Raw genomic sequence first — 24,849 nt, forward strand, 5'->3', positions numbered from 1 at the left:
GACGATGGCGCGTCGCTTCATCGTCGAGGCGGACGGCGGCTCCCGGGGCAACCCGGGTCCGGCCGGTTACGGCGCGGTCGTGCTGGACGCCGAGACGGGCGAACCCCTGGCCGAGGCGGCCGAGTACATCGGCACCGCCACCAACAACGTGGCCGAGTACAAGGGGCTGATCGCCGGATTGCGGGCGGCGCACGCCCTGGACCCGGAGGCCCGGGTCCAGGTCCGGATGGATTCCAAGCTGGTCATCGAGCAGATGTCCGGGCGCTGGAAGATCAAGCACCCCGATATGCGCCCGCTCGCGGCCGAGGCCACGTCGATCCTCCCGGTCGGCCAGGTCTCCTGGGAGTGGATCCCGCGCGAGCGGAACAAGCACGCGGACCGGCTGGCCAACGAGGCGATGGACGCGGGCAAGCGGGGCGAGCGGTGGAGCCCCAAGGTCCCGCCGGGCGGCACCCTCGCGGCGAGCGCCCCCGAGGCCCCCGCCGACGACGCCCTCGCCGAGCCCGCCGCCAAGGCCCCGGCGAGGGGCTGGGGCGCCGCGGACCTCGGCAGCCCCGCCACCTTCGTGCTGCTGCGGCACGGCGAGACCGCGCTCACCCCCGAGAAGCGGTTCTCCGGCAGCGGCGGCACCGACCCCGAACTCTCGCCCGTCGGCCGCCGCCAGGCCGAGCTGGTCGCCTCGGCGCTCGCCGCGCGCGGCACCGTCCAGGCGATCGTCAGCTCCCCGCTGCGGCGCTGCCGGGAGACCGCCGAGGCGGTCGCCGCGCGGCTGGGCCTGGAGGTCCGGATCGACGAGGGGCTGCGCGAGACGGACTTCGGCGCCTGGGAGGGACTGACCTTCACGGAGGTCAAGGAGCGCTACCCGGACGACCTGGAGGCATGGCTCGGCTCCACCAAGGCCGCCCCCACCGGCGGCGGCGAGAGCTTCGCCACGGTCGCCCGCCGGGTCGCCCTCTCCCGCGACAAGCTGATCGCCCGCTACACCGGCCGCACCGTGCTGCTGGTCACCCATGTCACGCCGATCAAGACCCTGGTCCGGCTGGCCCTGGGCGCACCCCCGGAGTCGCTGTTCCGGATGGAGCTCTCCGCGGCCGCGCTGTCGGCGGTGGCGTACTACGCGGACGGCAACGCCTCGCTGCGACTGCTGAACGACACGGCCCACCTGCGGTAGGGCCGCTGTCAGCCCCGCAGCGCCGCCGCCTCGCGGGCCAGGGACTCCACCCGTGCCCAGTCCCGGTCCGCCAGGGCGTCCGCGGGCAGCATCCATGTGCCGCCCACGCAGCCCACGTTGGGCAGGGCCAGATACTCCGGGGCGCGGGCCGCGTCGATTCCGCCGGTGGGGCAGAAGCGGGCTCCGGGGAGCGGTGAGGCGAGCGAGGCCAGATAGGCCGGGCCCCCGGCGGCCTCCGCCGGGAAGAACTTCATCTCCGTCACACCGCGTTCCAGCAGCGCCACGACCTCCGAGGCCGTGGACACCCCCGGCAGATACGGCACCCCCGAGCCGCGCATCGCGTCCAGCAGCCGGTCCGTCCACCCGGGGCTGACCACAAAGCGCGCACCGGCCGCGACGGAGGTCTCCACCTGCTCGGGGGTGAGCACCGTCCCGGCGCCGACGACCGCCTCCGGGACCTGCTCGGCGACGGCCCGGATGGCGTCCGCGGCGGCCGGGGTGCGCAGGGTGATCTCGATCGCGGGCAGCCCGCCCGCGACCAGGGCACGGGCCAGCGGTACCGCGTCGGCCGCGTCAGGCAGCACCACGACGGGGACGACGGGGGCGAGATCGAGCGGGGATACGGCGGCGGGGGAGGGCACGGCGCTGGTCACGGCGCTTATCCTGCCCATCCCCGATGCCCTGCGCAACGAGCGTTGCGCGGAGTGCAACAAGCGTGGCGGGGCCTACAGCTCGCTGACGATCACATCCAGCGCCCACGGCCGCCCCGCCCTCTCCGGCTCCGCGGCCTCCACCACGTACCCCAGCTCGCGCAGCGCCTCGACCAGCTCGCGCGGTCCGGACGGCGCCGCACCGGCGATCAGCAGTTCCCGCACCAGCCGTCCCTTGGTCGCCTTGTTGAAGTGGCTGACCACCGACCGCTTCTCCACCCCGTCCACGACGGTGGAGTGCAGCACCCGCACCGTCGCCGTACGCCCGGCCAGTTCACCCCTCGGCTTCCACGCCGCCGCGTACGCCGCCGACCTGAGGTCCAGCACCAGCCCGCGTCCGGCGGCCCGCGGAATCACCTCGGCCATCGGGGTCCGGGTCCGCCAGTACGTGCCCAGCGCCCCGAGACCCGGCAGCTTCACCCCCATCGAGCAGCGGTAGGAGGGGATGCGGTCGCCGATCCGCACCGCGCCCCACAGCCCGGAGAACACCAGCAGCGAACGGCCCGCCCGGCGCCGGGCGGCGGTGGGCAGGGTAGCCAGGCCGAGCGCGTCGTACAGCACCCCGGTGTAGATCTCCCCGGCGGGCCGGGTCCCGGCCTCCCGCAGCGCCGCGTTCTTCGCGATCTCGCCGCGCAGCCCCTCGCTGAGCCCCAGCACCTCGGCGGCCTTCGCCTCGTCGCCCGAGCACAGCGACACCAGCTCGTCCAGGACCTCCGCCCGCGCCTCGCCCAGCTCGGGCAGCGACAGCGATCCCAGGTCCAGCGGGGACCGGGAGCCTCCCGTGGCCTTTCCCTCGGACGGCGGCAGCAGGACGAGCACGGTGGATCTCCTCGAAGGGTCGTTGCGGCGGGACGCGGGGCGGGCCCGGAGAACCGCGCCCGCCCCGCCCGCAGCCTACGGCCTCCCGCTACCGCAGCCAGATCGTCGTATGCGCGGGCAGCCGGTCACCGTCGACCGGCCCGCTGGCGAGCACCACCTCCAGGCCCTCCGGCAGCGGCACCGGGCCGGCCGAGAGATTGCTGAGGCTGTGCCAGCCGGTGGAGCGCCGGAAGTGCAGTACCCCCGCGCTCAGCTCCTCCACCGAGCCGATCCACTCCACGTCCTCGTCGCCGCCCAGCGCCCGGCGCAGCCGCAGCGCCTCCCGGTACAGCTCCAGCGTGGAGCCCGCCACCCCGTCCTGCGCCTCGACCGACAGCTCGCCGAAGACCTCCGGCTGCGGCAGCCACGAGCCGCCCTCGCCGAAGCCGTACGAGGGGCCCGACCGGGTCCACGGCAGCGGCACCCGGCAGCCGTCGCGGCCCTTGGTCCGCCCGCCGCTGCGCTCCCAGGTCGGGTCCTGGAGCGCCTCCCGGGGCAGATCGGCGACCTCCGGCAGGCCCAGCTCCTCGCCCTGGTAGAGATACGACGAACCGGGCAGCGCGAGCATCAGCAGCGTCGCGGCACGGGCCCGGCGCAGCCCGAGCTCGTGGTCGGCCTCCGGCTCCCGGCCGTCGGCCAGCAGCCACGCCTCGCGGCCCGCCCGGCTCAGCTCGTTGGGCAGTGCCAGCCGGGAGGTATGCCGGATCACATCGTGGTTGGACAGCACCCAGGTGGCCGAGGCACCGGCCTTGCGGGCGTCGCTCAGCGCGCTGTCGATGGCGGTGTGCAGCGCGGGCGCGGACAGCGGGGTGTAGAGGAAGTCGAAGTTGAACGCCTGGCCCAGCTCGTCGGGACTGGCGTAGGGCGTACGGCGGGAGTTGCGGACCCATGCCTCGGCCACGGCGATCCGCGGCGGGTCGTACTCGTTCATCACCTTCCGCCACTCGCGGAAGATGCCGTGCACCTCGTCGCGGTCCCACAGCGGATGGCTGCCGTCCTCGGGCAGTTCGTCCGGGTCGTAGCCTGGGACGTCGCCGATGTCGCGCAGCGGTTCCACCAGGTCCTTGGCCAGACCGTGGGCGACGTCGACGCGGAAACCGGCCACTCCGCGGTCGGACCAGAAGCGCAGTGTGGTGAGGAAGTCGGCGCGCACCTCCGGGTGGTCCCAGTTGAGGTCCGGCTGCTCGGGCGCGAACAGGTGCAGGTACCACTGTCCGTCGGGCAGCCGGGTCCACGCCGGGCCGCCGAAGCAGGAGACCCAGTCGGTGGGCGGGAGCGAGCCGTCCTCACCGCGTCCGGCACGGAAGACGTAGCGGTCGCGGGCGGCGGAGCCGGGGGCCGAGCGCAGCGCCTCCTGGAACCACACATGGTCGCTGGAGGTGTGGTTGGGGACGATGTCGACCATGACCTTCAGGCCGAGCCGGTCGGCCTCGGCGATCATCCGGTCGAAGTCGTCCAGGGTGCCCAGACGGGGGTCGACATCGCGGTAGTCGGCCACGTCGTAGCCGCCGTCGGCGAGCGCGGACGGATAGAACGGGCTCAGCCAGACGCAGTCCACGCCGAGGTCGGCGAGGTACGGCAGCCGGGAGGTGATACCGGGCAGGTCACCCACGCCGTCCGCGCCTGAGTCGGCGAAGCTGCGGGGGTAGATCTGGTAGAAGACGGCCTGCCGCCACCAGTTGGGGTCCGAGGGCTGAAGGGTCACGAGGTCCTCGCGGTGATGGATACGGGCGGGGATGCGTACGGGTACGCGTGCGGGTGCGGGTACGCGTGCGGGTGCGGGTGCGGATGACGCGTACCGGCAGGGACGTTGATGCGGCGGGCGCCGCCGGTGTCAGCTCATGGCGGCGTCACCCCTTCACCGCACCGGAGGTCATTCCGGAGATCACCGACCGCCGGAAGACCAGGACGAGGATGGCGATGGGCACGGTGGCCACCATCGCGCCGGCGAAGATCGTGCCGTAGGGGACGGTGTACTGGCTGGTGAACAGGGCCATGCCGACCGGCACCGTACGGAAGGCGTCCTCGCTGTTGAAGGTGAGCGCCATCAGGAACTCCGCCCAGGTGGCGGTGAAGGTGAACACCCCGGCCGTGAACAGGCCCGGCCGCGCCAGCGGAAGGATCACCGAGACGACGGTGCGCAGCGGACTGGCGCCGTCCACCGTGGCCGCCTCCTCCAGTGCCCGCGGCACACCCAGCAGATAGTTCCGCAGGATCCAGACGGAGAACGGCAGATTGAAGGCGATGTAGGGAATGATCAGCCCCTGGTAGCTGTTGAGCATCCCCGCCGAACGCTCCAGCAGATACAGCGGGGTGACCACGGCGATGGCGGGGAAGACCGAGATCATCAGCAGCGAGATCATGACGGGCCCGCGGCCGCGCATCGGCAGCCGGGCGAGCGCGTAGCCCGCGAAGAAGGCCAGGGCCAGCACGACGACCGTGGACACCACGGACACCAGCACGCTGTTGAACAGATAGCGGCCCAGGCTGTTGCTGCCGAAGGCATCCGCGTAGTTGGCGGTGGTCGCGTGTTCCGGGAGGAGGGTGGGCGGGCTGGCGCTGATCTCGCCGGTGCCCTTGAAGGAGGCCGTGGCCATCCAGTACAGCGGCGCGGTGGTCAGCACCACGATGATCAGCGCACCGATGTTGACCACGTTGACGTAAGCCCGCCAGCCGCGGGTGGCTTGCGTATCCATCACCGGCCTCCTTCGTCCACCTGGGCCCGGAAGGCACGCAGGAAGAGCAGACAGCACCCCATGACCAGGACCGCCGTACTGGTGGCGACGGCCGCGCCGGGTCCGATGCTGAGGTTCTGGAAGAGCGTCTTGTAACCGAGGATCGCCAGCGACTGGGTCGCCGTACCCGGCCCGCCCTGGGTGAGCACGAACGGCAGGTCGAAGACGCCGAACGCCTGGAGGGTGCGGAACAGCACCGCGATGGCCAGGATCGGCCGCAGCTGCGGCAGGGTGACCCGCCAGAAGGTGGTCCACGGGCCGGAGCCGTCGATCTCGGCCGCCTCGTACACGTCCCGGGGGATCTGCATCAGCCCGGCGAGCACGATGATGGCCACGAACGGGGTGGTCTTCCAGATGTCGGCCACCGCCATCGCCGCCATCGCGGGCACCGGGCGGCCCAGGATGGCGGGTTCACCGCCGCCGAGCGCCTCGATCGCCCAACTGACCACGCCGTACGTACCGTTGTACAGATAGCCCCACAGCTGGGCCGCCACCACATTGATCATCGCCCAGGGCAGCAGCAGAACGGCCAGGATCCAGCCGCGCGCGGCGCCCAGCCGCTCCAGGACCAGCGCGGCCGCGGTGCCCAGCGCCAGTTCCAGGACCACCGTGACCACGGTGAACCCGACGGTGAACGCGAGCGACTCGAACCACGCCGAACTGTGCACCAGCGCCGCGTAGTTGCCGGTGGTGAAACCGTCGATCCGGAACCCGCCGTAACTGAGGCGCACCTCGGAGAAGCTGAGGACGACGGAGAAGAGGATCGGGAAGATGGTGACGGCCGCGACCAGGGTGAGCGCGGGGGAGGCGTAGAGCCAGCCGGTGCGGGCGAGGCGGCGCTCGGTGGAGCCGTGGGCGGGGGCGCGGCGCCTGGTCCGGCCCGCGGTGCGGGTCTCCTTGACGGTCCGGGCCACTCCGCGGGGCTCGCCGGTCGTGGTGCTCATATGGCTGGTGGTGCCCGTACGGCTGGTGGTGCTCGTACGGCTGGTGGTACTCACAGCGCCTTGCCCTCCAGAGCCGCGGTGATGTCGGAGCGGGCGGCCCGCAGCGCGCCGCCGACCGGCTCCGAACCGCCGATCGCCGAATTGACCTGGGTGTAGACGGCCCTGCTGACCTGGGGGTAGTACGGCGTCTGCACGGGACGCGCGACCAGTCGTAGCCGCCGGGTGGTGGTGATGGTCGGATCGCCGGTCCTGGCCGCCGCCGGACTGTCGAGCACGGTGTCCATCGCGGGCAGCACCCCGGCCTGGCGCAGCAGCATCATCTGCACCTCCTCCTCGGCGCAGAAGCGGGCGAAGGCGACGGCGGCGCCGAGCTCCGCCGAGTTCGGATTGATGAAGTTGCTCCAGCCGCCCAGACACGCGTGGCCGGAGTGCGGACGGCCCTCGAAACCGGGCCGCGGCACGACCCCCACCCTGCCCGCCACCTTGGAGGCGCCGTCGGCGTCGGACATGCCCCAGGCGTAGGCCCAGTTGCGCAGGAAGACCGCCCGGCCGCCGGCGAAGGCGTCCATGGCGTCCTGCTCGGCGTAGGTGGTGACCGCCGACGGTGTCACTCCGGCGTCGACCAGCCCGCGCAGATAGCTCACGGCGCGCTGTGCGGGTTCGTCGGCGACGGTGACACGGCCGGAGCGGTCGAGCACACTGCCGCCCGCGTCGGCGAGGAATTCGGTGACGACGCAGGTGAGGGATTCGCTGACGGAGCCCTGCCAGACGAAGCCGTAGTCGGCGTCCCCGGCGCGCTGGATCCGGCGCGCGCCGCGCTCCAGTTCCTCCCAGGTCCCGGGCACCGGGAGGCCGTGCTTGGCCAGCAGGTCCTTGCGGTAGAAGAGGTAGGCCGCGTCGGTGTAGCAAGGGAACGCGTACACCTTGCCCTTGAGGCTGGACGCCTGCATCAGCGCCCGCGGATAGCTCTCCCAGAAGCTCTTGGGTACGAGCGACTCCACCGGCAGCGCCAGGTAGTTGGCGCCGAACTGGGCGGGCCAGGTGGTGTCGCCGAGATACACGTCCGGGGTGGCGGAGCCTCCGCCGATCTGGGTGGTCAGCGCCACGCGGTTGCCGTCGGTGGTGCTGAGTCCCTTCAGGATCTCGATACGGACGTTGGGGTGCTTGCGGCGGAACGCCCGGATGATGGCGGGGCGCATATCGCCCCCGTCGCGGGCGGGTATCTTCCCCGCCCACCAGCGGATGGTCACCGGGCCCTTCGGCGGCCGTTTCGCCCTGACCAACAGATCGTCCAGGTTGTTGGTCCCGCACGCGGTGGTGAGACCGGCGGTCATGGCGATGCTGCCAGCGCTTGCAAGCAGCGTCCTGCGGCTCAGGGCCATGCGCTCTCCTCCCGTTCCCGTCAGGACTGTCTCTCTGACAGCGCTTGCAAGCTAGGTGGGCGGCGCGATGGGTGTCAACGGTCGGTCCATTCAAAATTCGAGGGAAACGCTGGCGATCATCGAATGACAGCGTTGCCAAACTGTGTTGGCCGGGTGCATGTCGGCGGCCCCGGGACGCGTGCTACGGTCCCGCCATGTCCGCAGCTTCCGACGGCCCCGAGAGCCTGGCCGGTCCCGACACCCCGGACAGCGCTGCCACCGGCGGTCCGAACGGCCTCGACGGCCGGAACGACCACGGGGGCGAGGCCACGATGGCCGATGTCGCCGAGCGCGCGGGCGTCTCCGTCTCCACGGTCTCGCGGACCCTGCGCGGACTGTCCAGTGTGTCCCCGCAGACCCGCGGCCGGGTCGAAGAGGCCGCCCGCGAGCTGTCGTTCGCCGTCTCGCGCAGCGCCTCCAGCCTGGTCACCGGCAAGACGCGGCGGATCGCCGTACTCGCCCCGCACCTGGACTCATGGTTCCTCGGCAACACCATCGCCGGGGTGAGCGCGGTGCTGCGCGAGGCCGAGCTCGATCTGCTCGTCTACAGCGTCACGGACCTGGCCGAACGCAGCGCGTTCTTCGACCGGTTGCCCGCCCGGCGCAACGCCGACGCGATGCTGGTGACCTGCTTCGACCTCACACCGGAGGAGCGGGCCCGGCTGGACGCGCTGGGCATGCCCGTGGTCTTCGTCAGCCAGCACGCCCCCGGGCGGCCCAGTGTGTACATCGACGACGCGGACAGCGCCGTGCGCGGGATGCGCCATCTGCTCAACCTCGGCCACCGGCGGATCGCGTTTCTCCAGTCCAGCGACAACACCGGCTTCTACTGGAGCTCGCAGGAGCGGCTCACCGGCTACCGCACGGCGCTGGCGGAGGCCGGACTGCCGTACGACGAGGAGCTGGTGCTCTACCCCGTCGCCCGCCACCGGCGCGGTATCCGCGAGGCCGTCGGTCAGCTGCTGAGCCTGCGCAATCCGCCCACCGCCGTCTTCGCCGAGTCCGACGAGGTGGCGATCGAGGTCATGGGGGTGCTGCGCTCCGCCGGCGTCGACATACCCGGCCGGATCTCCATCCTCGGCTTCGACGACCACCACCTCGCCGAATGGCTGGACCTCACCACGGTCGCCCAGCCGGTGGAGGAGATAGGACGTGCCGCCGCGGAGTTGGCCCGGTCGATCATCGACGACCCGGAGGCCGACCCCACCCGCCACATCGTCTTCCCCACCCGGGTCATCCCGCGGGGGAGCACCGCCCCGCCCGCACCGACGGAGGCAGCGCGGCGAGAAGCCGATCCGGTGCGTCCGCGTGACACCTGACCGTACGGACCGCGACGCTCCCGCCCCGCGGGCGCGCGGCCGTCACCGGCTCGGACAGCTCGATGACCAGGCTGGTCCGTGAACCGACGGCCAGCGTGAGCACCCCGTCCCGCCGCCCGGTCACCCACAGCGCCAGCGTGCGCACCATCCGTATCACCGGAGCCGCTCCTCGATGGTCCGCATGGCCCGGCGTACCGCTTCCGCCTGCGCGGGCGCGAAGTCCGCGAAGAACGCCTCCATGAACGCCGCGCCCCGCGCCCCGGTCGCCTTCCCCGTCATCCCCGGTGCGCGCGAGGCCGGTCTGACCCCGCCGGCCGTCGCCCCCTTGATCCCCTCCTGGATCCCCTCCCGCGCCCGCATCCCGGCCACGATCTCGTCCGGCAGCGCCTCGACCAGCACCCGCGCGGCCTCGTCCACCCGAGGATCGTCGGGCTCCGCGTCGGCGAGCGCGTCCAGCAGGGCGTACGTCTCGTACGCGCGCCCCATCGCGCCCGGTGTCCCCGTCATCGCCGTACGGAACAGCGTGAACATCCGCTCGGCCTCCTCCGGCATCGCCACCGTCTCCAGCAGCGTCAGGAACTCCCGCTCCCGCACCGCCATCGCCGGTTCGGGCCCGGGAAGCTCCGCCGAGGCCCGCGCCATCTCCCCGAACAGCGCGGCCAGCCCCTCCGACACCGGCCCCTCCGCGGGCAGCCCGCCCACCTCGGCCTGCCGCAGCAACCCGGCCAGCCGCACCCGCCGCTGCCGGATCACCTCCTCCTGCCGCGCGAGATCGGCGTCCAGCTCGGCCAGCACCTCGCGCAGCTCCCGCCCGGCGTCGTCGGCGATCACATCCCGCACCTCGTCGAGCCCCAACCCCAACTCCGCCAGCCGCCGCACCCGCGCCAGCGCGATGGCGTCCCGCAGCCCGTACTCCCGATACCCGTTGGCCCGCCGCCGCGGCTCCGGCAGCAGCCCCAGATGGTGGTAGTGCCGCACGGTGCGGGTGGTCACCCCGGCCAGCGCGGCGAGCTCTCCGATCCTCATGGGCCCAGTGAACACATTGACGCCACGACAAGGTCAACGGCGGCCAGAGCCCGGCGCCCCGGCCCACCCCACCGCTCCGGGTACCATGGTCATCACGGCGGACGAGCCGGCCGGGCGGTCGCGTCGGGGTCCTTCGGGATCCCGCCGAGGAACGTCCGGGCTCCACAGGGCAGGGTGGTGGGTAACGCCCACCCGGGGTGACCCGCGGGACAGTGCCACAGAAAACAGACCGCCGGACGTCGCGAGGCGTCCGGTAAGGGTGAAACGGTGGTGTAAGAGACCACCAGCGTCCGAGGTGACTCGGACGGCTCGGTAAACCCCACCCGGAGCAAGGTCAAGAGGAGCCGCCACCGGCGGCTCTGCGCGGACGATCGAGGGCTGCCCGCCCGAGTCCGCGGGTAGACCGCACGAGACCGGCGGCAACGCCGGTCCTAGATGGATGGCCGCCTCCCCACGGGCCGCAAGGCCCGCGGGAGACAGAACCCGGCGTACAGGCCGGTCTCGTCCGCCTCACCGCTCTGGCCCTGGTCAGAGCGGTGATCCGCTCTGCCCTGCACCGTCGGGGTCGAATCGGGGTCGAATCGAGTGGTCAAGTCGTTCCAAGGATCTGACCACCCTCGCGCCGCGATGGTTAGCCACGAAGACAGTTGCGCAGTCTGGCACACACGAGGTGACCAGGGTCAACCCATGCGGACCTCAGCTGGCTGCCTTGAAGGCTGCCTGGATCTTCGCCGCGGTCTGTGGAGCGAATGCCTTGGTGAAGGCAGTCACGGCGACCCCCTCGGCCGCCAGAGGTGCCTGCTTCCTTGCGTAGGTGTTCCAGGTCTCCTCAAACCGACTGTGCCGCGAGAGGAGCTGCACGGTCTTGGCTTCGTGGTCGCCGGAGAAGGCAAGCTCGGTCGTGTAGAACGCTTTGAGACTGCGGTACTTGAACTCCTCCGGCAGTCCGGCCAGCTTCCGCGCCTTGATGAATTGCTTGCTGAACGCAGCCCTGCCCACCGGCCTACCGAATCGGTTCGTGACGAGCAGGCCCTCGTCCGGTGGCACGACGTAACCGCGCGCACGCCGTCGGCGCTCCGCCTGCGGTCCAGCGGGGGCAGGCCCAGAGAAGAGCTCCACATGCTCCTGGATTCGGGCGCTGAGGAACGCATCGACCGGGACGGTCGCGTAAGACGACTTCGTTTTGAGCTTCGCGACCTTGCATGCAGCCGTTGCTCCTCAATGCGGATCCGGTTCGCTACACCAAGCGCCCGCGCCCTGGTCAGACCGAAGGCTTCACCCCGCCTTGTCCCGGCACAGGCTGCGATCCAAATCAAGAGCTCGTAACGCGGCTCGACTGCCCGCATGGCTGTCGCGAGCGCGGCAACCTCCTGTGGCGTCGGGCAGAACTCAGTCTCCTCGATATCCGGCAGCTCGATCCGGGAGACGACGTTCGCCGGGAGCAGTACGTCCTCATCGATCATGTAGTTGACCAGGATCCGCCAGGTCTTGAAGACCTGGTGGACGGTGTAGTTCGAGTCAAGGCCGGGTTTGTCGCCCAGGTAGTCGACGAACTGCATGGTGTCCCGGCGCCGCAGTGATCTCGCCTGTCGCTTTCCGGCGAACGGAATGATGTGGTTGCGAATGTGTGAGTCATACGTGTCAACGGTGCCCTTGCGCTTCTTCTTCTTGCGCTTCCTTGCGAGCATCTGCTCCGCGTAGACCTCGACGGTTTCCTTGCCAACATCCGGGTCCACCCACGTGTGGTTGCGGATCTGCACGCGCACCTCGTCCAGGTGATCACGGGCCTCCTGCCACGTATCGAACATCGGCCGCCGCTGCTTGCCGTCAGGGTCGGTGTACCGCGCCTGCCATTGTTGCCCCCGGCCGTGGTCGGCTGACGGATACAGCGGCTTCTTCTTTGTGCCGCAGCGGCAGGCCCTATCGCCCTGTCCCGGCTTCGGGTATCGCTTGTGCCACCTGTCGAATGGGGCATCTGATTCGCGCATGTGTCCTTTCCTTCTTGGTAGGTTGCTCGTTTCTACCGCTCGCTCCCCGGGCCCGCCGCATCTTGAGGCTTCGGCGACCGGGCCAGTTCGCCGAGCTTGATGCGCTCAAGGAGGTCGGTCACCTCGGAATCGAGGTAGCGCACCCGGCTGCCGTTGCGGTTGCCCTCCCGGTTGTGACTGGGGCCGGGGCGGTAATGGGGGCCGAGGGGATACGCGTGCAGTAGTCCCCTGTTCGTCCAACGACGGCGTGTAGCCGAGGAGATGCCCAGCCGTCGTTCGACCTGCGCAGGCGTCACGAACGAGTCGGCTGACGGGTGATCCGGAGCAGCGTGGTGTGGCGCTCGCGCAGTGCCCATTATTAAACCCGCTTTGGGGAGTTGGTGGGGCCGCCAAGAGGAATGACGGCCGGACGGCGAATGGAACCGCCACCGCCGCTGGTCAGCTTGCTTTCCTCCCGGGCTCGGGAAAGTCGACCTACGGCTGGCTGAAGCTCGGCATGCGCGCCTTCGGCCGCGACCTCACTTGAACCATGTAGGGCAAGCCGGTTGAGCCAGCGCTCTCTCTCGGTAGCGGTATGGCCGCCGGTGACCAGGCGGCGATCCGAGTTCATCAAGTGCTCTCCTCTTGGCTGGAGATCGTGTCGCTACACGGGCTGCTTGCTCGCGAGTTGATCGCAGCCTTGCAGTCCCAGTCAGGGCGCCGCATGTGCTATCCCGTGGGCCAGGAGTACACGCCCGAGAATCCCGTCCAGCGGGTTGGAATTCGCCTTACCTAGCCCGTCTCACGGGCCGGCCACAGTGGGCATGCGGTGCTCGAGGCGCTCAGGTTGAGCGTCCCGCCACTCAAGTAGTCCTGCGTATCTCACTGGCCCTTTCGCGCCGGCGACCCGTCACGTGGGACCGTAATCGGTACTGTCCCGCCGTGCGGGCCCCTCACCGGGAAGTGGATGCACTTCGCTACGCGACGGACCGCCGCGTTTTCCCTGGCCCATGTGCTGTTGCTCGTTGGGCACGGCCTTTTGGCTCCAGCAGTTTGAGAAGTTGCGGCCCGCCTCTCGGGAAGCGCGTTGGTCGCCCAGGAGCCGCGGCGTACTGTCGTTTGTCCGTGCGCGATGAGAAAGAGAAAAGTACCAAGGTATGGCTGTGCCATACGTCAACTGACTTCGAGATCATCGACACGGGAGGGGGCGAGTAGCGATGGCGTGGGCGACACCACTGGGGCCGGACATGCAGCAGGTCGAGTACCGGCTGAGCGGGCAGTGCGGCTGCGATCTGGAGCACCAGGAGCAGAACGGGGTGGAGGCCGACGCGCAGGTCGACTACCGCCTCGGCGACGCGCGTGATCTGGAGTGGATCGGCGGCGGCCTCGCGGACGTCGGACTTGTCGCCGGGACGAGTGTCGACAAGGGCCAGGCGCGGCTGCTGATGGACGGTCGGCACCCGCTGACTGGCGAGCTGCTGGTGGCACCGAAGGTCGCCGTCGACCCGCGGGGGAAGCTGCAGGCGCGTCCGCTCGCCGAGGCGATCGAGGCGGCGGCCGCCGAGCGCGGTGTGAGCGTGGACGAGTTGCTCGGCGACGACAAGCTCGGCAAGAGGTTCGCCCGCCTGGCGCGCGGCATCCTCCGCGTGACCGGCACCGCGCCCCCTTCCGCGCGGTGGAGAAGCTCGCCGAGGCGTCCGGCGTCGACCTGGCGGCTCTGTACGGGCGCTCCCACGTGGCGGAGGCCCGCAAGTACGCCGACGCCCGCGTCCGCGTCGGCAACCGCGGCTACGACGTGACGCTGGATCTGTCGAAGACCTACAGCACGGCGGTGGCGCTCGCGGGTGAGGGGATGTCCGAGCAGCTACGCGAGACCTTCCTCGAGGCGGCTCGCGAGACGTTCGGCGCGATGGAGGGCTGGGCCGCGTACGCGATGGCGGGCGAGCACGTCGGCGGCAAGATCGCCGACCGCGTCGACACCTCCGGTTTCCTCGGCTGGATGACCGTGCACTACTCCGCCCGGCCCGTCGGTGGCGAGGTCGGCGACCCGCACCTGCACGTCCACGGCAACCTGGCGAACATGGTGCTGGCCGAGGACGGCAAGTGGCGCACCGTCGGGGCCGGCGGCTGCGACATCCTGCGCCACACGCACGCCGCCGACTCCTTCGTGAAGGCCCGTCTGAGGCAAGCGACCGGCAAGCGGTTCGGGATGCGCTGGGAGCGGCACGCCGAGACCGGTGCCTGGGAAGTCGTCGGCATCGATGAGGACCTGCGTCGCGCGTTCTCCCGCCGCAACGCGCAGATCGTCGCGGCGGCCGCCGACGACGCCACGGCCGGCGAGCAGAAGCTCATCGCCCGTCAGCTCGCCGAGGGCAAGGACACCACGATCACCAAGGCGGATGTGCGGGCCGCCTGGCGTGCGCGCGCCGAGGAGGCCGTCGACGACGTCGACGCGATGATCCGCCGCGCGATCCCCGGCCCCGAGGGACCCCACGGCCCGTGTGTCGCGGGCCCTGGCGGCGGCCCGGTCATGCCCTCCCCGGAGGAGATCGCCGCGTTCATCTGGCGGCGCGATGGAGGACTAGCCGCGTCCCGGAAAGCCGTCACGCGCGCGGACGTCCTGGCGCGCGTCATCGACGCCTGCCCGTTCGGCGTGCCCGACCTGGCGGCCGCCGAGGCCCTGACCGACGCCGTGCTCGCCGTCGACGGCGAGGCCGTTGCGCTGCCCACCGGCGGCATGGCGCACCTGACCAACCCCCAGCGCTACACCCACGCGACGATCCTCGCCGCCGAGCAGACCATCGCCAAGTCGGCCGCCGAGCGGCTGAACGAGGGCGCCGCCCAGCTCACGGTGGAGGTCGCCGAGATGGCCGTCGCCGCGTTCGAGACCTCCCGCACCACCGACCCGCTGCGCCCGTTCGTCATGTCCGACGAGCAGCGCGCCGCGACCCTGCGGTTCCTCACCGCCGGACACGGCGTCGACGTCCTGCGCGGCAAGGCCGGCACCGGCAAGACGACCATCATGAGCGCCGCCCGAATGGGCTGGGAGGCCGCCGGGCTGCGCGTGGCCGGTGCAGCCACCGCGGCGGTCGCCGCGTCCAAGCTGCGCGCCGAGTCCGGCATCACCAGCGCCACGGTGGCGACCTGGCTGGTGGATATCCGCGACGGCGGCCGCCGCATGGCTGACACCGACGTCCTGGTCCTCGAAGAGGCCGCCATGGTCGACGACCGCGATGTCGCCGAGCTGCTCACGGCGGCCGCCGAATATGGCGTGAAGGTCGTCGAGATCGGCGACTGGGCACAGCTGAAGGCGATCGGCGTCGGCGGCGGCTTCAAGCGGGCTCACGAGATCACGGGCGGCCTGGAGCTGAGCGAGAACCGGCGCCAGAGGGACACCGTGGAGCGGGCGGCGCTGGAGGCGTGGCTGGCCGGCGGGCGGCGCACCGCGCTGGCCATGCTCGCCGAGCACGGACGCGTTCACGCCGTCCGCACGCCCGACGAGGCGTACGCCGCGATGCTCGCCGCGTGGAAGGACACCGCAGGCCGCCTGGAAGGCGACGTCCACGACCAGATCGAGGACCTGGTCGTGCTCGCCGCGCGCAACGCCGACGTTCAGGTCCTCAACCTCGGCGCCCGCGAGCTGCGCAAGAAGGCAGGCGAACTCACCGGCGGCCACACCTTCGCCCTGGCGGGGGCGAGCGCCTGGAGCTGGCCGCCGGCGACAACATCCGGATCAAGCGCAACGACTACCGGAGTCGCCGCGGCGGTGACGTCGACGTCATCAACGGCTACCGCGGACAGGTCACCTACGCCGCCAAGGGCGGAGCCTCTGTCGAATGGCGCCGCCTGGCCGACGACGGCGGCTACGCGGTGGAACGGGCCTGGATCACCGCCGACCAGATCGCCGTCGGCACCCTGATGCACGGCTACGCGATGACCATCGCGGCGGCCCAGGGCCTCACCTGCGACTACACCCTGGTGTACGGCGTGGGCGCGGACGCCAACTCCCTGTACCCGGCGCTCTCCCGCGACCGGATCGCCACCCACCTGTGGCTGCCTGCCGACGTCGTCGAGAGCGACGAGGCACGCCGCCGTCTCGGCGAGGCGCACAGCGACCAGGAGCTGCTGGACCGCGCGGTCGCCGCGTACGCCGACTCCCTGGAACGCGACAACGACGACCGCATGGTGTCCGACGAACTCGCGGCCGCGCCAATCCCGCACCCGGTGCAGCCAGCCCGCGAACGCGCCATCAACGACACCCAGCAGCACCCGGCCGCGGGTCGCGCGGCGGCCCGCCAGGCCCAACTCGACCTCCTGCGCGAGCGTCTGCAGGGTGACGACGCCCCTCAGCTGACGGAGGAGCAGAAGGCCCGCCTGCAGCGGCTGCTCGCCTCGCTGCACCCAGCAGCGGCCAGAGCCGGAGTTCCAGACGTGGAAGGACCGGGCGTACAGGCACATCGGCACCCAGCTACTCACGTCGGTGATCATCGACCGGACCGCGCAGGCCCACCGCGAGGAGCGCTTGGCTACTGACCTCACCAGCCCGGGACTGTGGCCGCTCGTGGTCCACTGCTCGCCCGGCAATGAAAGTGGCCGAGCCTTCTACGAGGCCCTTGGCATGCGGCCTGTCGCCATCGTTTACCAGGACGACCTGGACGGTCGCCCCGCTCGTAGCCCTTCCCGATCGCGGTAGCGCGAACCGTCTGCCGCGCGGCCTGCTCAGCCCTTGTCTGCCCAGTAGTCGGCCAGCATCTCGCCAGGCCAGGCAGGCTCGTGGATCCTGCCACGCGGGCCCATCTCTTGAAAGAACGGAGACAGGTCGTAGATTTTCGTGCCGACCACGGCGTCCAGGTCGGTCACGTGCAATCTGAGCCCGTCGACCTTGAGCAGCCGCGGGAAGCTCTGCGCGAGCTGGTTGGGGCGCCGGTGGTTGCGATGGGCGAACGTGCCCGTTGCCGGCCACTGCGGGTTTCCGCGCGGGCTGCGGGCGTGGTACTCCACATCGTCGGGCGATGCCTGGTCGAAGTGCCACACGACCACCAGGTGGGAGAACTCCTCCAGGCCCTGCACGGAGTCGAGGGGGAACTCGGCCTCGTCGAGCTGGATCACCGACTCGACGCCACCCCAGTAGTCGTCGGCGACCTCGGTACGGCCCGCGACGACTTCCCCGATCGGCTTGATCTCCAAAGCCATTGCCCCAGCCCTTCGACTCGGTCTTACGACACGTGTGATCAATCTACTTGGGCCAGGTACAAGGCCGCGCGGGTGTCCAGCGCGCCCACCGCGGGGATGCCGCGCTTGCGATAGGACGACAGCAGGTGCCGCATTTCGACGACCGTCTGCCGGGCCCGGCCGGAGTAGATCCCGTCCTCCATCGCGTCCAGGACGCTGGTCCACGTTGCGCACGCCTCTTCGACGCCGCCCTGGGCGATCTGCGTCGCACCCATGTACCCGAGAGTGACCGCGTGCGTGCGCCGGAACGCCGCGCCGCGCGTGCGCACGGAGTGCCGGAATTGCTTGACCGCCCGTTGGTGGTCACCGAGATCCCGCAGGGTGCATGCGGTCTCGTGCGCCAGGGATGCCTCGCCGAAGAAGAAGGTCCGGTCCGGCTCCCTGATCCCGTCGTGGGCGTTCGACAGGTCGTCCTCAGCGCGAAGCAGTGCCCGCGCCGCCTCCTCCTTGTGACCGTTCGCGGCGAGGGTCCGCGCGTGTACGACGCCGAGAAGCGCTCGCTCGCGGGGGGTGGCGGCCGCGTACCGCTCGCCGTGCACCGAAGCCTGCGCGAGCTGGAGGGCTTCGCGGCGAAAGCCCAGGTCGAGCGCCTGGTGCCCCATGGCGCGCAGGATGTGCCCGCTCAGGGGTGCGTCGCCGGAACGGGCGGCCAGCTTCACCGCGGTGTTGAAGCGCTGGAGCGCGACCGCGTGCTCGCTGTTGTCGAATGCCATCCAGCCCGACACGTACGCAAGTTCGGCGGAGGCCGAGAACATCGCGCGTCGGGTCGCGTCGTCGGCGAACCGGCCCCGGAGGAAGTCGTGGGCCTCATGCTTCAGGTACTCGTCGACCGCCCGCCGGCCGTGGCCGCCACCGCGCCGCTGGTCCATGCGCGAGAAGGTCAGGGTCAGCTCTCTTACGGTCTCCACGTCTCCGCGACCGACGCGTTTGCCCACCGAGGGCTCCTCGGCCGGCGGCAGCGACATGGCGTCCCACCACGTCTCATCAGGCAGGATCAGGGACGCCGCGGAGTACGCGCCACCCGTCAGCAGTCGACGCCGGTCCGTGTCCACACCACTCCCCAAGTCGTTCAGCGCGATCAACGGATCAACGCGCCAGTCCAGCGCCCCCTGCGCTGGTGAGGTGGAAGCTGCGAACCCGATCTCTTGTGGCGTGATCTCACGCTTCAAACGACGGGACAGCGCCTGGCACAAGATAGCGGGCGCGATCCCCGACGGCTGGACGCCTGCCACCCACATGCTTACGTGGGACCGTCCGATCTTGGAGTTCTCCCGCACCTCGCCGTTCAACGTCTCGACGGCGACCCGGTTGTACGCGGCGGCGACCTGCGCTCGTGACCAGGCAGCTTCCAGGAAAAGTGCGGCCAGCCGCTCGTTTCTCTCGCGCGCCATCCTGCGCCCCCGCCACTGAAAGCGATCTTTGATCACGTTGACCGGACCCGCCCCGGAATTAGCTCGGGGACGGGCGCAGATCCAACGTAGTGCTCAACTGACCTCTGGTGCAGCCGAGGTGGCGGAGAAGCCACCCTGCCCTAAGCCCCTGGGACCTTCCTACTCTCGCCGCGCAGGTAGCGCCGGATGTCTCGGTCAGTGAGGCTGCCTTCCTTGCCGGTGAGCTGCTGAGTCTCCGCATTCACGCGATGGGCTAACTCAGGCTGGCTGACGCCGAGTTCTGCCATGGCGGCGGCTAGGTTCTGTCTCTTTGGTCAGCGTCGGCTCCATATGGGGATGGCGGCGAGGTGGAGCCTGGTAGGCGATGGCGAGCTGGTCCGTTCGCATGGCCAGGCGCGCCACTGGTCGGTTGATACGTCGTTCGAGGGTGTTGCGCCGCTTGTAGGCCTCGCTTCGAAGCCGGGTGAACGGCCGCCCCGGCGGCCGCGCCGTAGGCGGTGACCGATCCGGTCGGACGGCTGCGAGATGAACGCACGGTTTCCACGCCGAGGCAGATAGCCGCGGATGGCGCGGGAAAGGAGTAGGCGCGGCCCGCGGTCGCCGAGGCGCGAGATCAGCCGCTCCGGCCGCGCTTCCCGCAGAGGGGTCCGCCGGTATCCCGGCGGCCGCATCCGTACCCCGTCCTCGACCCGAAGCTTGCGGGGTTCACGCATCGTCGTCACCACCCGCACCGCGTGCCCTGCTGCGGTCCAGCGCACAAAGCGAAACTCGCGGACGTTCACCCTCTTTGCGGAATGCCAACGGTCTTGGCGCCACACAACTGCTAGGCTTTCGTGATCTTGTTCATTTCATACAGAAGGGCGTTTTCGTGAACTTCGGGAGGAAGGGGGCACTTTTCGCTGTCGTTGGAATGGCGGTAGTCGCTGCCGTGACCGCCAGCATATTGTTCTGGCAGAAATCCGATGACCCTAGTGCCATCGATTACCCTCGCAGGGTGTGCGGAGGGGCACTCACCGGCTCTGCCGTGTCACTCCTCTTCCCCACGGAGGGGGATCCCTTCCGTGAGAGCGCGAGTGCATTCGCCAAGTCGGGCCACAGCGAGTCGTGCATGATGGCGGCAGGAGGCCGGAGGGTCGAGTTGCGCCTGTACACACATCGGGGCACTGGTGAATCGGCACGGGAACACGCGGCCACGGATGACACCTGGGACGATGAGCCCGGATACACGAAGATCTCCCTCGGGCCCGCAGCCGGTCATGCGGGCAATTCCTTCGCCCGGCTTGAGCTGGACTGCGCCAGCTATGTGGACGGTTCATTCGTCCTCGACATTTGGATCAACTATTACGATGTTCACGACCAGGACGTTCCCAACGGGAAGCGTGGGGATTTCGCGGCGCTTGCGGCCGAAGCCCTCAGATATTCAGCAGGCAAGCAGGGACTGAACTGCAAGGGGGGAGCCGAACTGCCGCAAGGCGCACCGGTCCTGGGTTGACCCGCTGCGGCGTGCCGCGGGTTCGACCCCGACACTCCCGGGCCAGGGCAGGCGTGCTGAGCACGTAGGTTCACCTGGCCTCAGACGGCCGGGAACGGCCTCTCGCTTTTCACCATCACGGCAGGCCAGGCCGGGGATGCGCCGGTATCGAAGACCTCTTTGGTCATCTGCGAATCCAGATGAGGATGGCTGCGAGGTGGAGTGCGGCCTGGTAGGCGATGGCAAGCTTGTCGGTTCGCATGGCCAGGCCGCGCCACTGCTTGATGCGGCTGATGCACCGCTCGACCGTGTTCCGCTCCCTGTAGGCCTCGGCGTCGAAGCCGGGTGGGCGTCCGCCGCGTGAGCCGCGCCGCAGTCGGTGACGGACCTGGTCCACCGGCTGTGGGATGACCGCCCGGATGTGCCGCCCGCGCAGGTGGGAGCGGATCGCGCGAGAAGAGTACGCGTGATCCGCAATCACCGCATCCGGTCGGGTACGCGGGCGCCCGGGCCCGGTGCGGGGCACGCGGAGCGCGGCCATCACCGCGGTGAAGGCGGGCGCATCACCTCCCTGCCCGGCCGTCACAGTGATCGCCAACGGTCGGGCACCTGCATCGGCTACCAGGTGGACCTTGGTACTCAGCCCGCCGCGAGACCGGCCGAGGGCGTGATCGGCGGGCTCACCTCGGCCGGCCTCACCCTTTGCGCGTGCCAGCCGCGTGCTGGTGGGCCCGGCAGACGGTGGAGTCGACAGAGGCGGTCCAGCCGATGTCTTCGGCGGCGTCCGCCGAGACCAGGATGGCGGCGAAGATCTTCTGCCAGGTGCCGTCGACCGCCCAGCGCAGGAGCCGCTCGTGCGCGGTCTGGAAGGGGCCCAGCTCCTCCAGCAGATCCCGCCACGGCGAACAGGTGCGGTACTTCCACGCGATCGCCTCAAGAGTGCGGCGGTGGTTCGCCCACCGCCGCCCGCGGACCGGATCGGCCGACATCAACGGCTTGATCCGGTCCCACATCGCATCACTGATCACCAGCCGGACAAACACATCCGATCAACTGCTCAGCCCATCAAAGAGACACGCCTTAGACACCGTTTCCTTTGGTGTGATCGTTCGTTGAGCCGTGCATGACGGATCTGGTTGAGCGGTTGGTACCGGACGAGTTATGGATGCTGTTCCGGCGGGTGGTGCCGCCGACGGAGGTGAAGCGCCCGCAGGGCGGGGGCCGGCGACGGGCTGGTGACCGCGAGACCCTGGCAGCGATCATCTTCGTGGCCACCTCGGGCTGCACGTGGCGGCAGTTGCCGCCGGTGTTCGGCCCGGCCTGGCCCACGGTTTACCGGCGCTTCGCCCAGTGGAGCCGGGCCAGGGTGTGGGCCAGGCTCCATCGAGTCGTCCTCGATGAACTCGGCGCCCGCGGTGAGCTGGACTGGTCGCGGTGTGCCATCGACTCGGTCAGCGTGCGGGCGGCAAAAGGGGGCCACTGACGGGACCGAATCCGACCGACCGCGGCAAGAGCGGATCGAAAATCCACCTCATCACGGATCGGAACGGACTGCCCCTGTCGCTGGGTATCTCCGGCGCCAACATGCACGACAGCCTCGGTCTGAAGCCGCTCGTGCGTGGAATCCCACCCATCCGCTCCCGGCGTGGCCCGCGTCGTCGGCGCCCGGCCAAGCTCCATGCCGACAAGGGCTACGACTACGAGCACCTACGCAGATGGCTTCGCCAGCGGCGCATCCGTCATCGCATCGCCCGCAAGGGCATCGAGTCCTCGCAGCGTCTTGGCCGACACCGCTGGGTTGTTGAAAGGACAGTGTCCTGGCTCGCTGGATGCCGTCGCCTGCACCGCCGCTACGAGCGCAAGGCCGAGCACTTCCTGGCCTTCGTCGGCATAGCCGCAGCTCTGATCGGCTACCGCCGCCTCACCAACTGAAACGGCGTCTTAGCTCACGATTCTCTCCCACGTCCGCAAGGTATCCGTGTGGTCAGCTGGAGCGACGCCCTGAAGATAAAAATCACCGGGGTCACGGCCATAGGCATCCGGCGCTTTCACCTGTCTGTTCCCCTGCCGTTCTCGGAGCACTGGATCCATGCCAAGTGCACAACGTCCACGAGGCGGGGAGCCACACGTGCCCCTCTCGCGCGCACCGCGCCGTCCGCCCGCATCGACGACAGCAGCCGATCTTTGACCACCTTGACCACCTCCAGCCCCTTGACCCCATGTCAATCGCCCCGGTTAAGCGGTTCGCTCTTGTAGGCCAGCCTCACGACGAGCGGGAGCACCCACATGAACTCCTCTACCGGCAGGAGCAGTGTCACGAGCGCCTTACCCCTGGGTGGCGCTGGCCTGCAGCAGCGCAGTGTTGCCGGCCCCCGATGACCCCGGCCACAGCCGTCGCACCAGTTGCTGCGAGGCGTCTGCCGCAGACCTCGCGCACCTTCGACGTGGCGTTCACCCCGGACCCCGTCCGCGTCGGCCACATGCGCCGGATCACCAAGGCCTTCCTCCGGAAGTGGAACGTACGCGGGCCGCTCGCCGAGAACATCGTGCTCGTCGTCTCCGAGTTGGTGACCAACGCCGTCGAACACGGGAAGGGAGACGCTCAGCTGCGAGTCCGGCACCTCGACGAAGAAGTCCGTATCGAGGTCACCGACAGCAGCTCGATTCCGGCCCAGATGCGCCCAGCTAGCGACGAGGCCGAGTCCGGCCGTGGCCTCATCCTCACGTCCGTCCTCGCGCGGAAATGGGGCGTCAGCGACGACGGCCGAACCACGTGGGCCCGGTTCCGCGTGCCTGCGGGGAGGTCGTGATGATCGCCGTGCGCCGCGGTCGACGAACGTCGCAGTTCAAGCGGTCGTTGTCTGCGACATCACTCGAGGAAGCTCAGTAGCTCCTCCTCACACAGGACTGCCTGAACGAGAGGAGTACGAACGGCAGTGACGAGCCACGGAGCTGCTTTTCAGCCGAACTCCGAGAGCTGCTACTCCCGGCGGCGCGTAGCCGCCCCCAAGGGAAGGCGCCCTGACTAGCGTCTCCGCCGACGAACAGAAGACGCCTCCCTCAAGCGCTGTGCACGCGACACCACGAAGGAACCCCTCTATGACCGATGTGACCGTGAACCCCGACGAGGCCAACCAGCTCCGCGACAAGGTCGTCGACCAGCTCAAGGAGGACGGCACGATCGTGTCGCCCGGAGTCGAGGCTGCCATGCGCAAGGTGCCCCGGCACCTGGCCGTGCCGGACGCCCCCCTGGACGAGGCGTACAGCACCTACGACGCGGTCGTCACCAAGCGCAGCGAGAACGGCACCAGCATGAGTTCCGTCTCCGCCCCGCAGGTCCAGGCGATGCAGCTGGAGCAAGCCGACCTCCGCCCCGGCAACAACGTCGTGGAGTACGGCACGAATGGGCCCAACGCCGCGTACATCGCCGAGCTGGTGGGTGACACCGGTCAGGTCACCACGGTCGACATCGACGCCGACGCCGCCGCCCGCGCCACGCGCTTCCTCGCCGAGACCGGCTACTCCAGCGTCCGTGTCCTGACGGCTGACGCATCAGGCGGCGTACCCGAGTACGCCCCGTACGACGCCGTCGTGGTGACCGTCGGGGCCTGGGACATCCCGCCTGCCTGGCGCGAGCAGCTGACCGAAGGCGGCCGGCTCGTCGTCCCACTGCGAATCCGGAACCTCACGCGCACGTACGGCTTCGTTCGCCAAGGTGACCACCTGGTCAGCTCCAGCGCCCATGTGTGCGGCTTCGTCCCCATGCAGGGCGAGGACGCCCACGAGGAGCAGCTGCTGTCCTTGGGCGACGGTGTCAGTCTTCGGTTCGACGACGGGCCTACCGTGGACCCTTCCCCGCTGGACGGCGTGCTGCGCACCCCGCGCGCTGAGACGTGGACCGGCGTTACCGTCGGTCGCACCGAGAACATCGGCACACTCCAGATGTACCTGGCGACCATGGCGCCCGGGTTCTGCATCATGTCCGTCGACCTCGACTCGAACACGGCCGTGGTCGAACCAAGCAACAAGGGCTTTTCCCTGGCTGCGGTTCGTGGCCCGAACTTCGCCTACGTACTGGTGCGCCGGACCCCGGACGACAAGAACGTCGAGTACGGGGTCCACGCCTTCGGCCCCGACGGCGCATCGTTCGCTGACGAGGTCGCCGACTGCATCCGCGCATGGGGCAAGGAGCACCGTGGGGGACCCGGCCCGCGCGTCGCCATCTACCCGGTCGGCACCCCTGATGACCAGATTCCCGGCGATCGGGTCATCGACAAGAGGCACAGCCGGATCTCGGTCTCCTGGTCGGCCGCGTAGTACGCGGTGCCGGGCCAGGACGTCATGCACCAACCCATCGAGAAAGGGAGAGTGATCGCATGACCACTGCCATGCTGGTCGATGGAGTGACCGCGCTGGCCGAGCCGCCGGTTGCGGATCTGCTCGACGACGACTTCCAGCTGGACGTGCGCGTCGTCATTGCCGAGCACCCGGGCAGCAAGCTCATGTGCGCCACGAGCGACGGCTGCGGCAACACCTGCGCCAACGGCGCCAGCTCCTGCAACTCCTATATCGAGGATCCTTCCTGACGGGTCCTTCCATCGCCA

At 69.9% G+C, this 24,849-nt stretch carries 22 protein-coding genes, 1 other RNA gene and 1 pseudogene; 12 read left to right on the forward strand and 12 right to left on the reverse strand.

All coding sequences use genetic code 11. The annotated features are described in order from the left end of the window. The first annotated feature begins 4 nt into the window (after window positions 1-4). The gene (locus tag HUT19_RS28830) at window positions 5-1,171 is read left to right on the forward strand and encodes a bifunctional RNase H/acid phosphatase (protein ID WP_176183240.1); all 1,167 of its coding nucleotides are present in this window, start codon (window positions 5-7) and stop codon (window positions 1,169-1,171) included. Between the two features lie 8 nt (window positions 1,172-1,179). Here the strand turns inward: HUT19_RS28830 and eda are convergent, their stop codons facing one another. From eda to HUT19_RS28860, 6 genes are all read right to left on the reverse strand, one after another. Next, a complete protein-coding gene (eda, locus tag HUT19_RS28835; RefSeq protein ID WP_176183241.1) occupies window positions 1,180-1,842 on the reverse strand; it encodes a bifunctional 4-hydroxy-2-oxoglutarate aldolase/2-dehydro-3-deoxy-phosphogluconate aldolase in 663 nt (220 codons plus the stop codon). 54 nt (window positions 1,843-1,896) lie between these two features. Next, window positions 1,897-2,700, reverse strand: coding sequence for a peroxide stress protein YaaA (gene yaaA, locus HUT19_RS28840; RefSeq protein WP_176183242.1), 804 nt, complete (start codon window positions 2,698-2,700; stop codon window positions 1,897-1,899). An 88-nt stretch (window positions 2,701-2,788) separates the two neighbouring features. Further along, window positions 2,789-4,444, reverse strand: coding sequence for an alpha-amylase family glycosyl hydrolase (locus HUT19_RS28845; protein ID WP_254885843.1), 1,656 nt, complete (start codon window positions 4,442-4,444; stop codon window positions 2,789-2,791). 145 nt (window positions 4,445-4,589) lie between these two features. Beyond that, window positions 4,590-5,435, reverse strand: coding sequence for a carbohydrate ABC transporter permease (locus HUT19_RS28850; RefSeq protein ID WP_176183243.1), 846 nt, complete (start codon window positions 5,433-5,435; stop codon window positions 4,590-4,592). Next, window positions 5,435-6,472, reverse strand: a complete 1,038-nt coding sequence (locus HUT19_RS28855; protein WP_254885844.1) for a carbohydrate ABC transporter permease — start codon at window positions 6,470-6,472, stop codon at window positions 5,435-5,437. The genes HUT19_RS28850 and HUT19_RS28855 overlap by 1 nt, the downstream gene beginning before the upstream one ends. Further along, window positions 6,469-7,800 carry an extracellular solute-binding protein gene (locus HUT19_RS28860; protein ID WP_176183244.1) on the reverse strand — a complete coding sequence of 444 codons (1,332 nt, stop codon included), beginning with the start codon at window positions 7,798-7,800 and terminating at the stop codon, window positions 6,469-6,471. Before HUT19_RS28860 ends, HUT19_RS28855 begins: the two co-directional genes overlap by 4 nt. A 194-nt stretch (window positions 7,801-7,994) precedes the next feature. Here HUT19_RS28860 and HUT19_RS28865 point away from each other — a divergent pair, with 194 nt between their 5' ends. Beyond that, window positions 7,995-9,158 carry a LacI family DNA-binding transcriptional regulator gene (locus HUT19_RS28865; RefSeq protein ID WP_368661715.1) on the forward strand — a complete coding sequence of 388 codons (1,164 nt, stop codon included), beginning with the start codon at window positions 7,995-7,997 and terminating at the stop codon, window positions 9,156-9,158. 153 nt (window positions 9,159-9,311) lie between these two features. Here HUT19_RS28865 and HUT19_RS28870 read toward each other — a convergent pair whose 3' ends face one another. Continuing rightward, window positions 9,312-10,184: a MerR family transcriptional regulator gene (locus tag HUT19_RS28870; protein WP_176183245.1), complete on the reverse strand. Its 873-nt coding sequence runs from the start codon at window positions 10,182-10,184 to the stop codon at window positions 9,312-9,314. A 102-nt stretch (window positions 10,185-10,286) separates the two neighbouring features. Here HUT19_RS28870 and rnpB point away from each other — a divergent pair. Continuing rightward, an RNA gene (rnpB, locus tag HUT19_RS28875) (RNase P RNA component class A) lies at window positions 10,287-10,692 on the forward strand. Window positions 10,693-10,880: 188 nt separating this feature from the next. Here the strand turns inward: rnpB and HUT19_RS28880 are convergent. Continuing rightward, window positions 10,881-11,231 (reverse strand): hypothetical protein, encoded by a 351-nt coding sequence (locus HUT19_RS28880; protein ID WP_176183246.1) that lies wholly within the window; start codon window positions 11,229-11,231, stop codon window positions 10,881-10,883. Between the two features lie 155 nt (window positions 11,232-11,386). Here HUT19_RS28880 and HUT19_RS28885 point away from each other — a divergent pair, with 155 nt between their 5' ends. From HUT19_RS28885 to HUT19_RS28895, 4 genes are all read left to right on the forward strand, one after another. Then, the gene (locus tag HUT19_RS28885) at window positions 11,387-11,764 is read left to right on the forward strand and encodes a hypothetical protein (protein ID WP_176183247.1); all 378 of its coding nucleotides are present in this window, start codon (window positions 11,387-11,389) and stop codon (window positions 11,762-11,764) included. 1,604 nt (window positions 11,765-13,368) lie between these two features. Then, window positions 13,369-13,950: a hypothetical protein gene (locus HUT19_RS43310; protein ID WP_254885845.1), complete on the forward strand. Its 582-nt coding sequence runs from the start codon at window positions 13,369-13,371 to the stop codon at window positions 13,948-13,950. Then, window positions 13,887-16,070 carry a MobF family relaxase gene (mobF, locus tag HUT19_RS28890; protein WP_254886237.1) on the forward strand — a complete coding sequence of 728 codons (2,184 nt, stop codon included), beginning with the start codon at window positions 13,887-13,889 and terminating at the stop codon, window positions 16,068-16,070. Before HUT19_RS43310 ends, mobF begins: the two co-directional genes overlap by 64 nt. After that, entirely contained in the window at window positions 16,022-16,684 is a 663-nt protein-coding gene (locus HUT19_RS28895) for a hypothetical protein (protein ID WP_176183249.1), read from the forward strand. The genes mobF and HUT19_RS28895 overlap by 49 nt, the downstream gene beginning before the upstream one ends. A 186-nt stretch (window positions 16,685-16,870) precedes the next feature. Here the strand turns inward: HUT19_RS28895 and HUT19_RS28900 are convergent, their stop codons facing one another. From HUT19_RS28900 to HUT19_RS43315, 3 genes and pseudogenes are all read right to left on the reverse strand, one after another. After that, the gene (locus tag HUT19_RS28900; RefSeq protein WP_176183250.1) at window positions 16,871-17,344 is read right to left on the reverse strand and encodes a TrmO family methyltransferase; all 474 of its coding nucleotides are present in this window, start codon (window positions 17,342-17,344) and stop codon (window positions 16,871-16,873) included. A gap of 38 nt (window positions 17,345-17,382) precedes the next feature. Continuing rightward, window positions 17,383-18,774: a Tat pathway signal protein gene (locus HUT19_RS28905; RefSeq protein ID WP_176183251.1), complete on the reverse strand. Its 1,392-nt coding sequence runs from the start codon at window positions 18,772-18,774 to the stop codon at window positions 17,383-17,385. 314 nt (window positions 18,775-19,088) lie between these two features. Next, a pseudogene (locus HUT19_RS43315) lies at window positions 19,089-19,349 on the reverse strand (IS5/IS1182 family transposase); the annotation flags it as partial. Between the two features lie 533 nt (window positions 19,350-19,882). Here HUT19_RS43315 and HUT19_RS28910 point away from each other — a divergent pair. Further along, the gene (locus HUT19_RS28910; RefSeq protein WP_176183252.1) at window positions 19,883-20,266 is read left to right on the forward strand and encodes a hypothetical protein; all 384 of its coding nucleotides are present in this window, start codon (window positions 19,883-19,885) and stop codon (window positions 20,264-20,266) included. Window positions 20,267-20,429: 163 nt separating this feature from the next. Here the strand turns inward: HUT19_RS28910 and HUT19_RS28915 are convergent. Beyond that, window positions 20,430-21,288 (reverse strand): IS5 family transposase gene (locus HUT19_RS28915; RefSeq protein WP_176183253.1). Its coding sequence is split into 2 segments (ribosomal slippage): window positions 20,430-20,946 and window positions 20,945-21,288, totalling 861 coding nucleotides; the frame shifts between segments, so codons are not numbered across the junction. Window positions 21,289-21,368: 80 nt separating this feature from the next. Here HUT19_RS28915 and HUT19_RS28920 point away from each other — a divergent pair. The 4 genes from HUT19_RS28920 to fxlA all read left to right on the forward strand — a co-directional run bounded on the left by HUT19_RS28920 (window position 21,369) and on the right by fxlA (window position 24,831). Beyond that, a protein-coding gene (locus HUT19_RS28920) for an IS5 family transposase (RefSeq protein ID WP_176183254.1) occupies window positions 21,369-22,177 on the forward strand; the annotation gives its coding sequence in 2 pieces (ribosomal slippage) (window positions 21,369-21,716 and window positions 21,719-22,177; 807 coding nt in all). 443 nt (window positions 22,178-22,620) lie between these two features. Continuing rightward, on the forward strand, window positions 22,621-23,055 hold the full coding sequence (locus HUT19_RS28925) for an ATP-binding protein (RefSeq protein WP_176183255.1): 435 nt from the start codon (window positions 22,621-22,623) through the stop codon (window positions 23,053-23,055). 289 nt (window positions 23,056-23,344) lie between these two features. Continuing rightward, window positions 23,345-24,562, forward strand: coding sequence for a methyltransferase, FxLD system (fxlM, locus tag HUT19_RS28930; RefSeq protein ID WP_176183256.1), 1,218 nt, complete (start codon window positions 23,345-23,347; stop codon window positions 24,560-24,562). A gap of 59 nt (window positions 24,563-24,621) precedes the next feature. After that, window positions 24,622-24,831, forward strand: coding sequence for an FxLD family lanthipeptide (gene fxlA / locus HUT19_RS28935; protein WP_176183257.1), 210 nt, complete (start codon window positions 24,622-24,624; stop codon window positions 24,829-24,831). The last annotated feature ends 18 nt before the right edge of the window (window positions 24,832-24,849 follow it).

The organism is Streptomyces sp. NA02950 (assembly GCF_013364155.1).
Classification (GTDB): Bacteria; Actinomycetota; Actinomycetes; order Streptomycetales; family Streptomycetaceae; genus Streptomyces.

Excerpts from the sequence above, each read along its gene's own strand:
- fxlA (WP_176183257.1), top strand. The coding sequence starts at position 24,622 with ATGACCACTGCCATGCTGGTCGATGGAGTGACCGCGCTGGCCGAGCCG.
- HUT19_RS28850 (WP_176183243.1), bottom strand. The coding sequence starts at position 5,435 with ATGGATACGCAAGCCACCCGCGGCTGGCGGGCTTACGTCAACGTGGTC.
- HUT19_RS28870 (WP_176183245.1), bottom strand. The coding sequence starts at position 10,184 with ATGAGGATCGGAGAGCTCGCCGCGCTGGCCGGGGTGACCACCCGCACC.
- HUT19_RS28905 (WP_176183251.1), bottom strand. The coding sequence starts at position 18,774 with ATGGCGCGCGAGAGAAACGAGCGGCTGGCCGCACTTTTCCTGGAAGCT.
- HUT19_RS28865 (WP_368661715.1), top strand. The coding sequence starts at position 7,995 with ATGTCCGCAGCTTCCGACGGCCCCGAGAGCCTGGCCGGTCCCGACACC.
- HUT19_RS28925 (WP_176183255.1), top strand. The coding sequence starts at position 22,621 with ATGACCCCGGCCACAGCCGTCGCACCAGTTGCTGCGAGGCGTCTGCCG.
- HUT19_RS28900 (WP_176183250.1), bottom strand. The coding sequence starts at position 17,344 with ATGGCTTTGGAGATCAAGCCGATCGGGGAAGTCGTCGCGGGCCGTACC.
- HUT19_RS28830 (WP_176183240.1), top strand. The coding sequence starts at position 5 with ATGGCGCGTCGCTTCATCGTCGAGGCGGACGGCGGCTCCCGGGGCAAC.
- eda (WP_176183241.1), bottom strand. The coding sequence starts at position 1,842 with ATGGGCAGGATAAGCGCCGTGACCAGCGCCGTGCCCTCCCCCGCCGCC.
- fxlM (WP_176183256.1), top strand. The coding sequence starts at position 23,345 with ATGACCGATGTGACCGTGAACCCCGACGAGGCCAACCAGCTCCGCGAC.
- HUT19_RS28885 (WP_176183247.1), top strand. The coding sequence starts at position 11,387 with ATGCAGCCGTTGCTCCTCAATGCGGATCCGGTTCGCTACACCAAGCGC.
- HUT19_RS28910 (WP_176183252.1), top strand. The coding sequence starts at position 19,883 with ATGATGGCGGCAGGAGGCCGGAGGGTCGAGTTGCGCCTGTACACACAT.
- HUT19_RS28860 (WP_176183244.1), bottom strand. The coding sequence starts at position 7,800 with ATGGCCCTGAGCCGCAGGACGCTGCTTGCAAGCGCTGGCAGCATCGCC.
- HUT19_RS43310 (WP_254885845.1), top strand. The coding sequence starts at position 13,369 with ATGGCGTGGGCGACACCACTGGGGCCGGACATGCAGCAGGTCGAGTAC.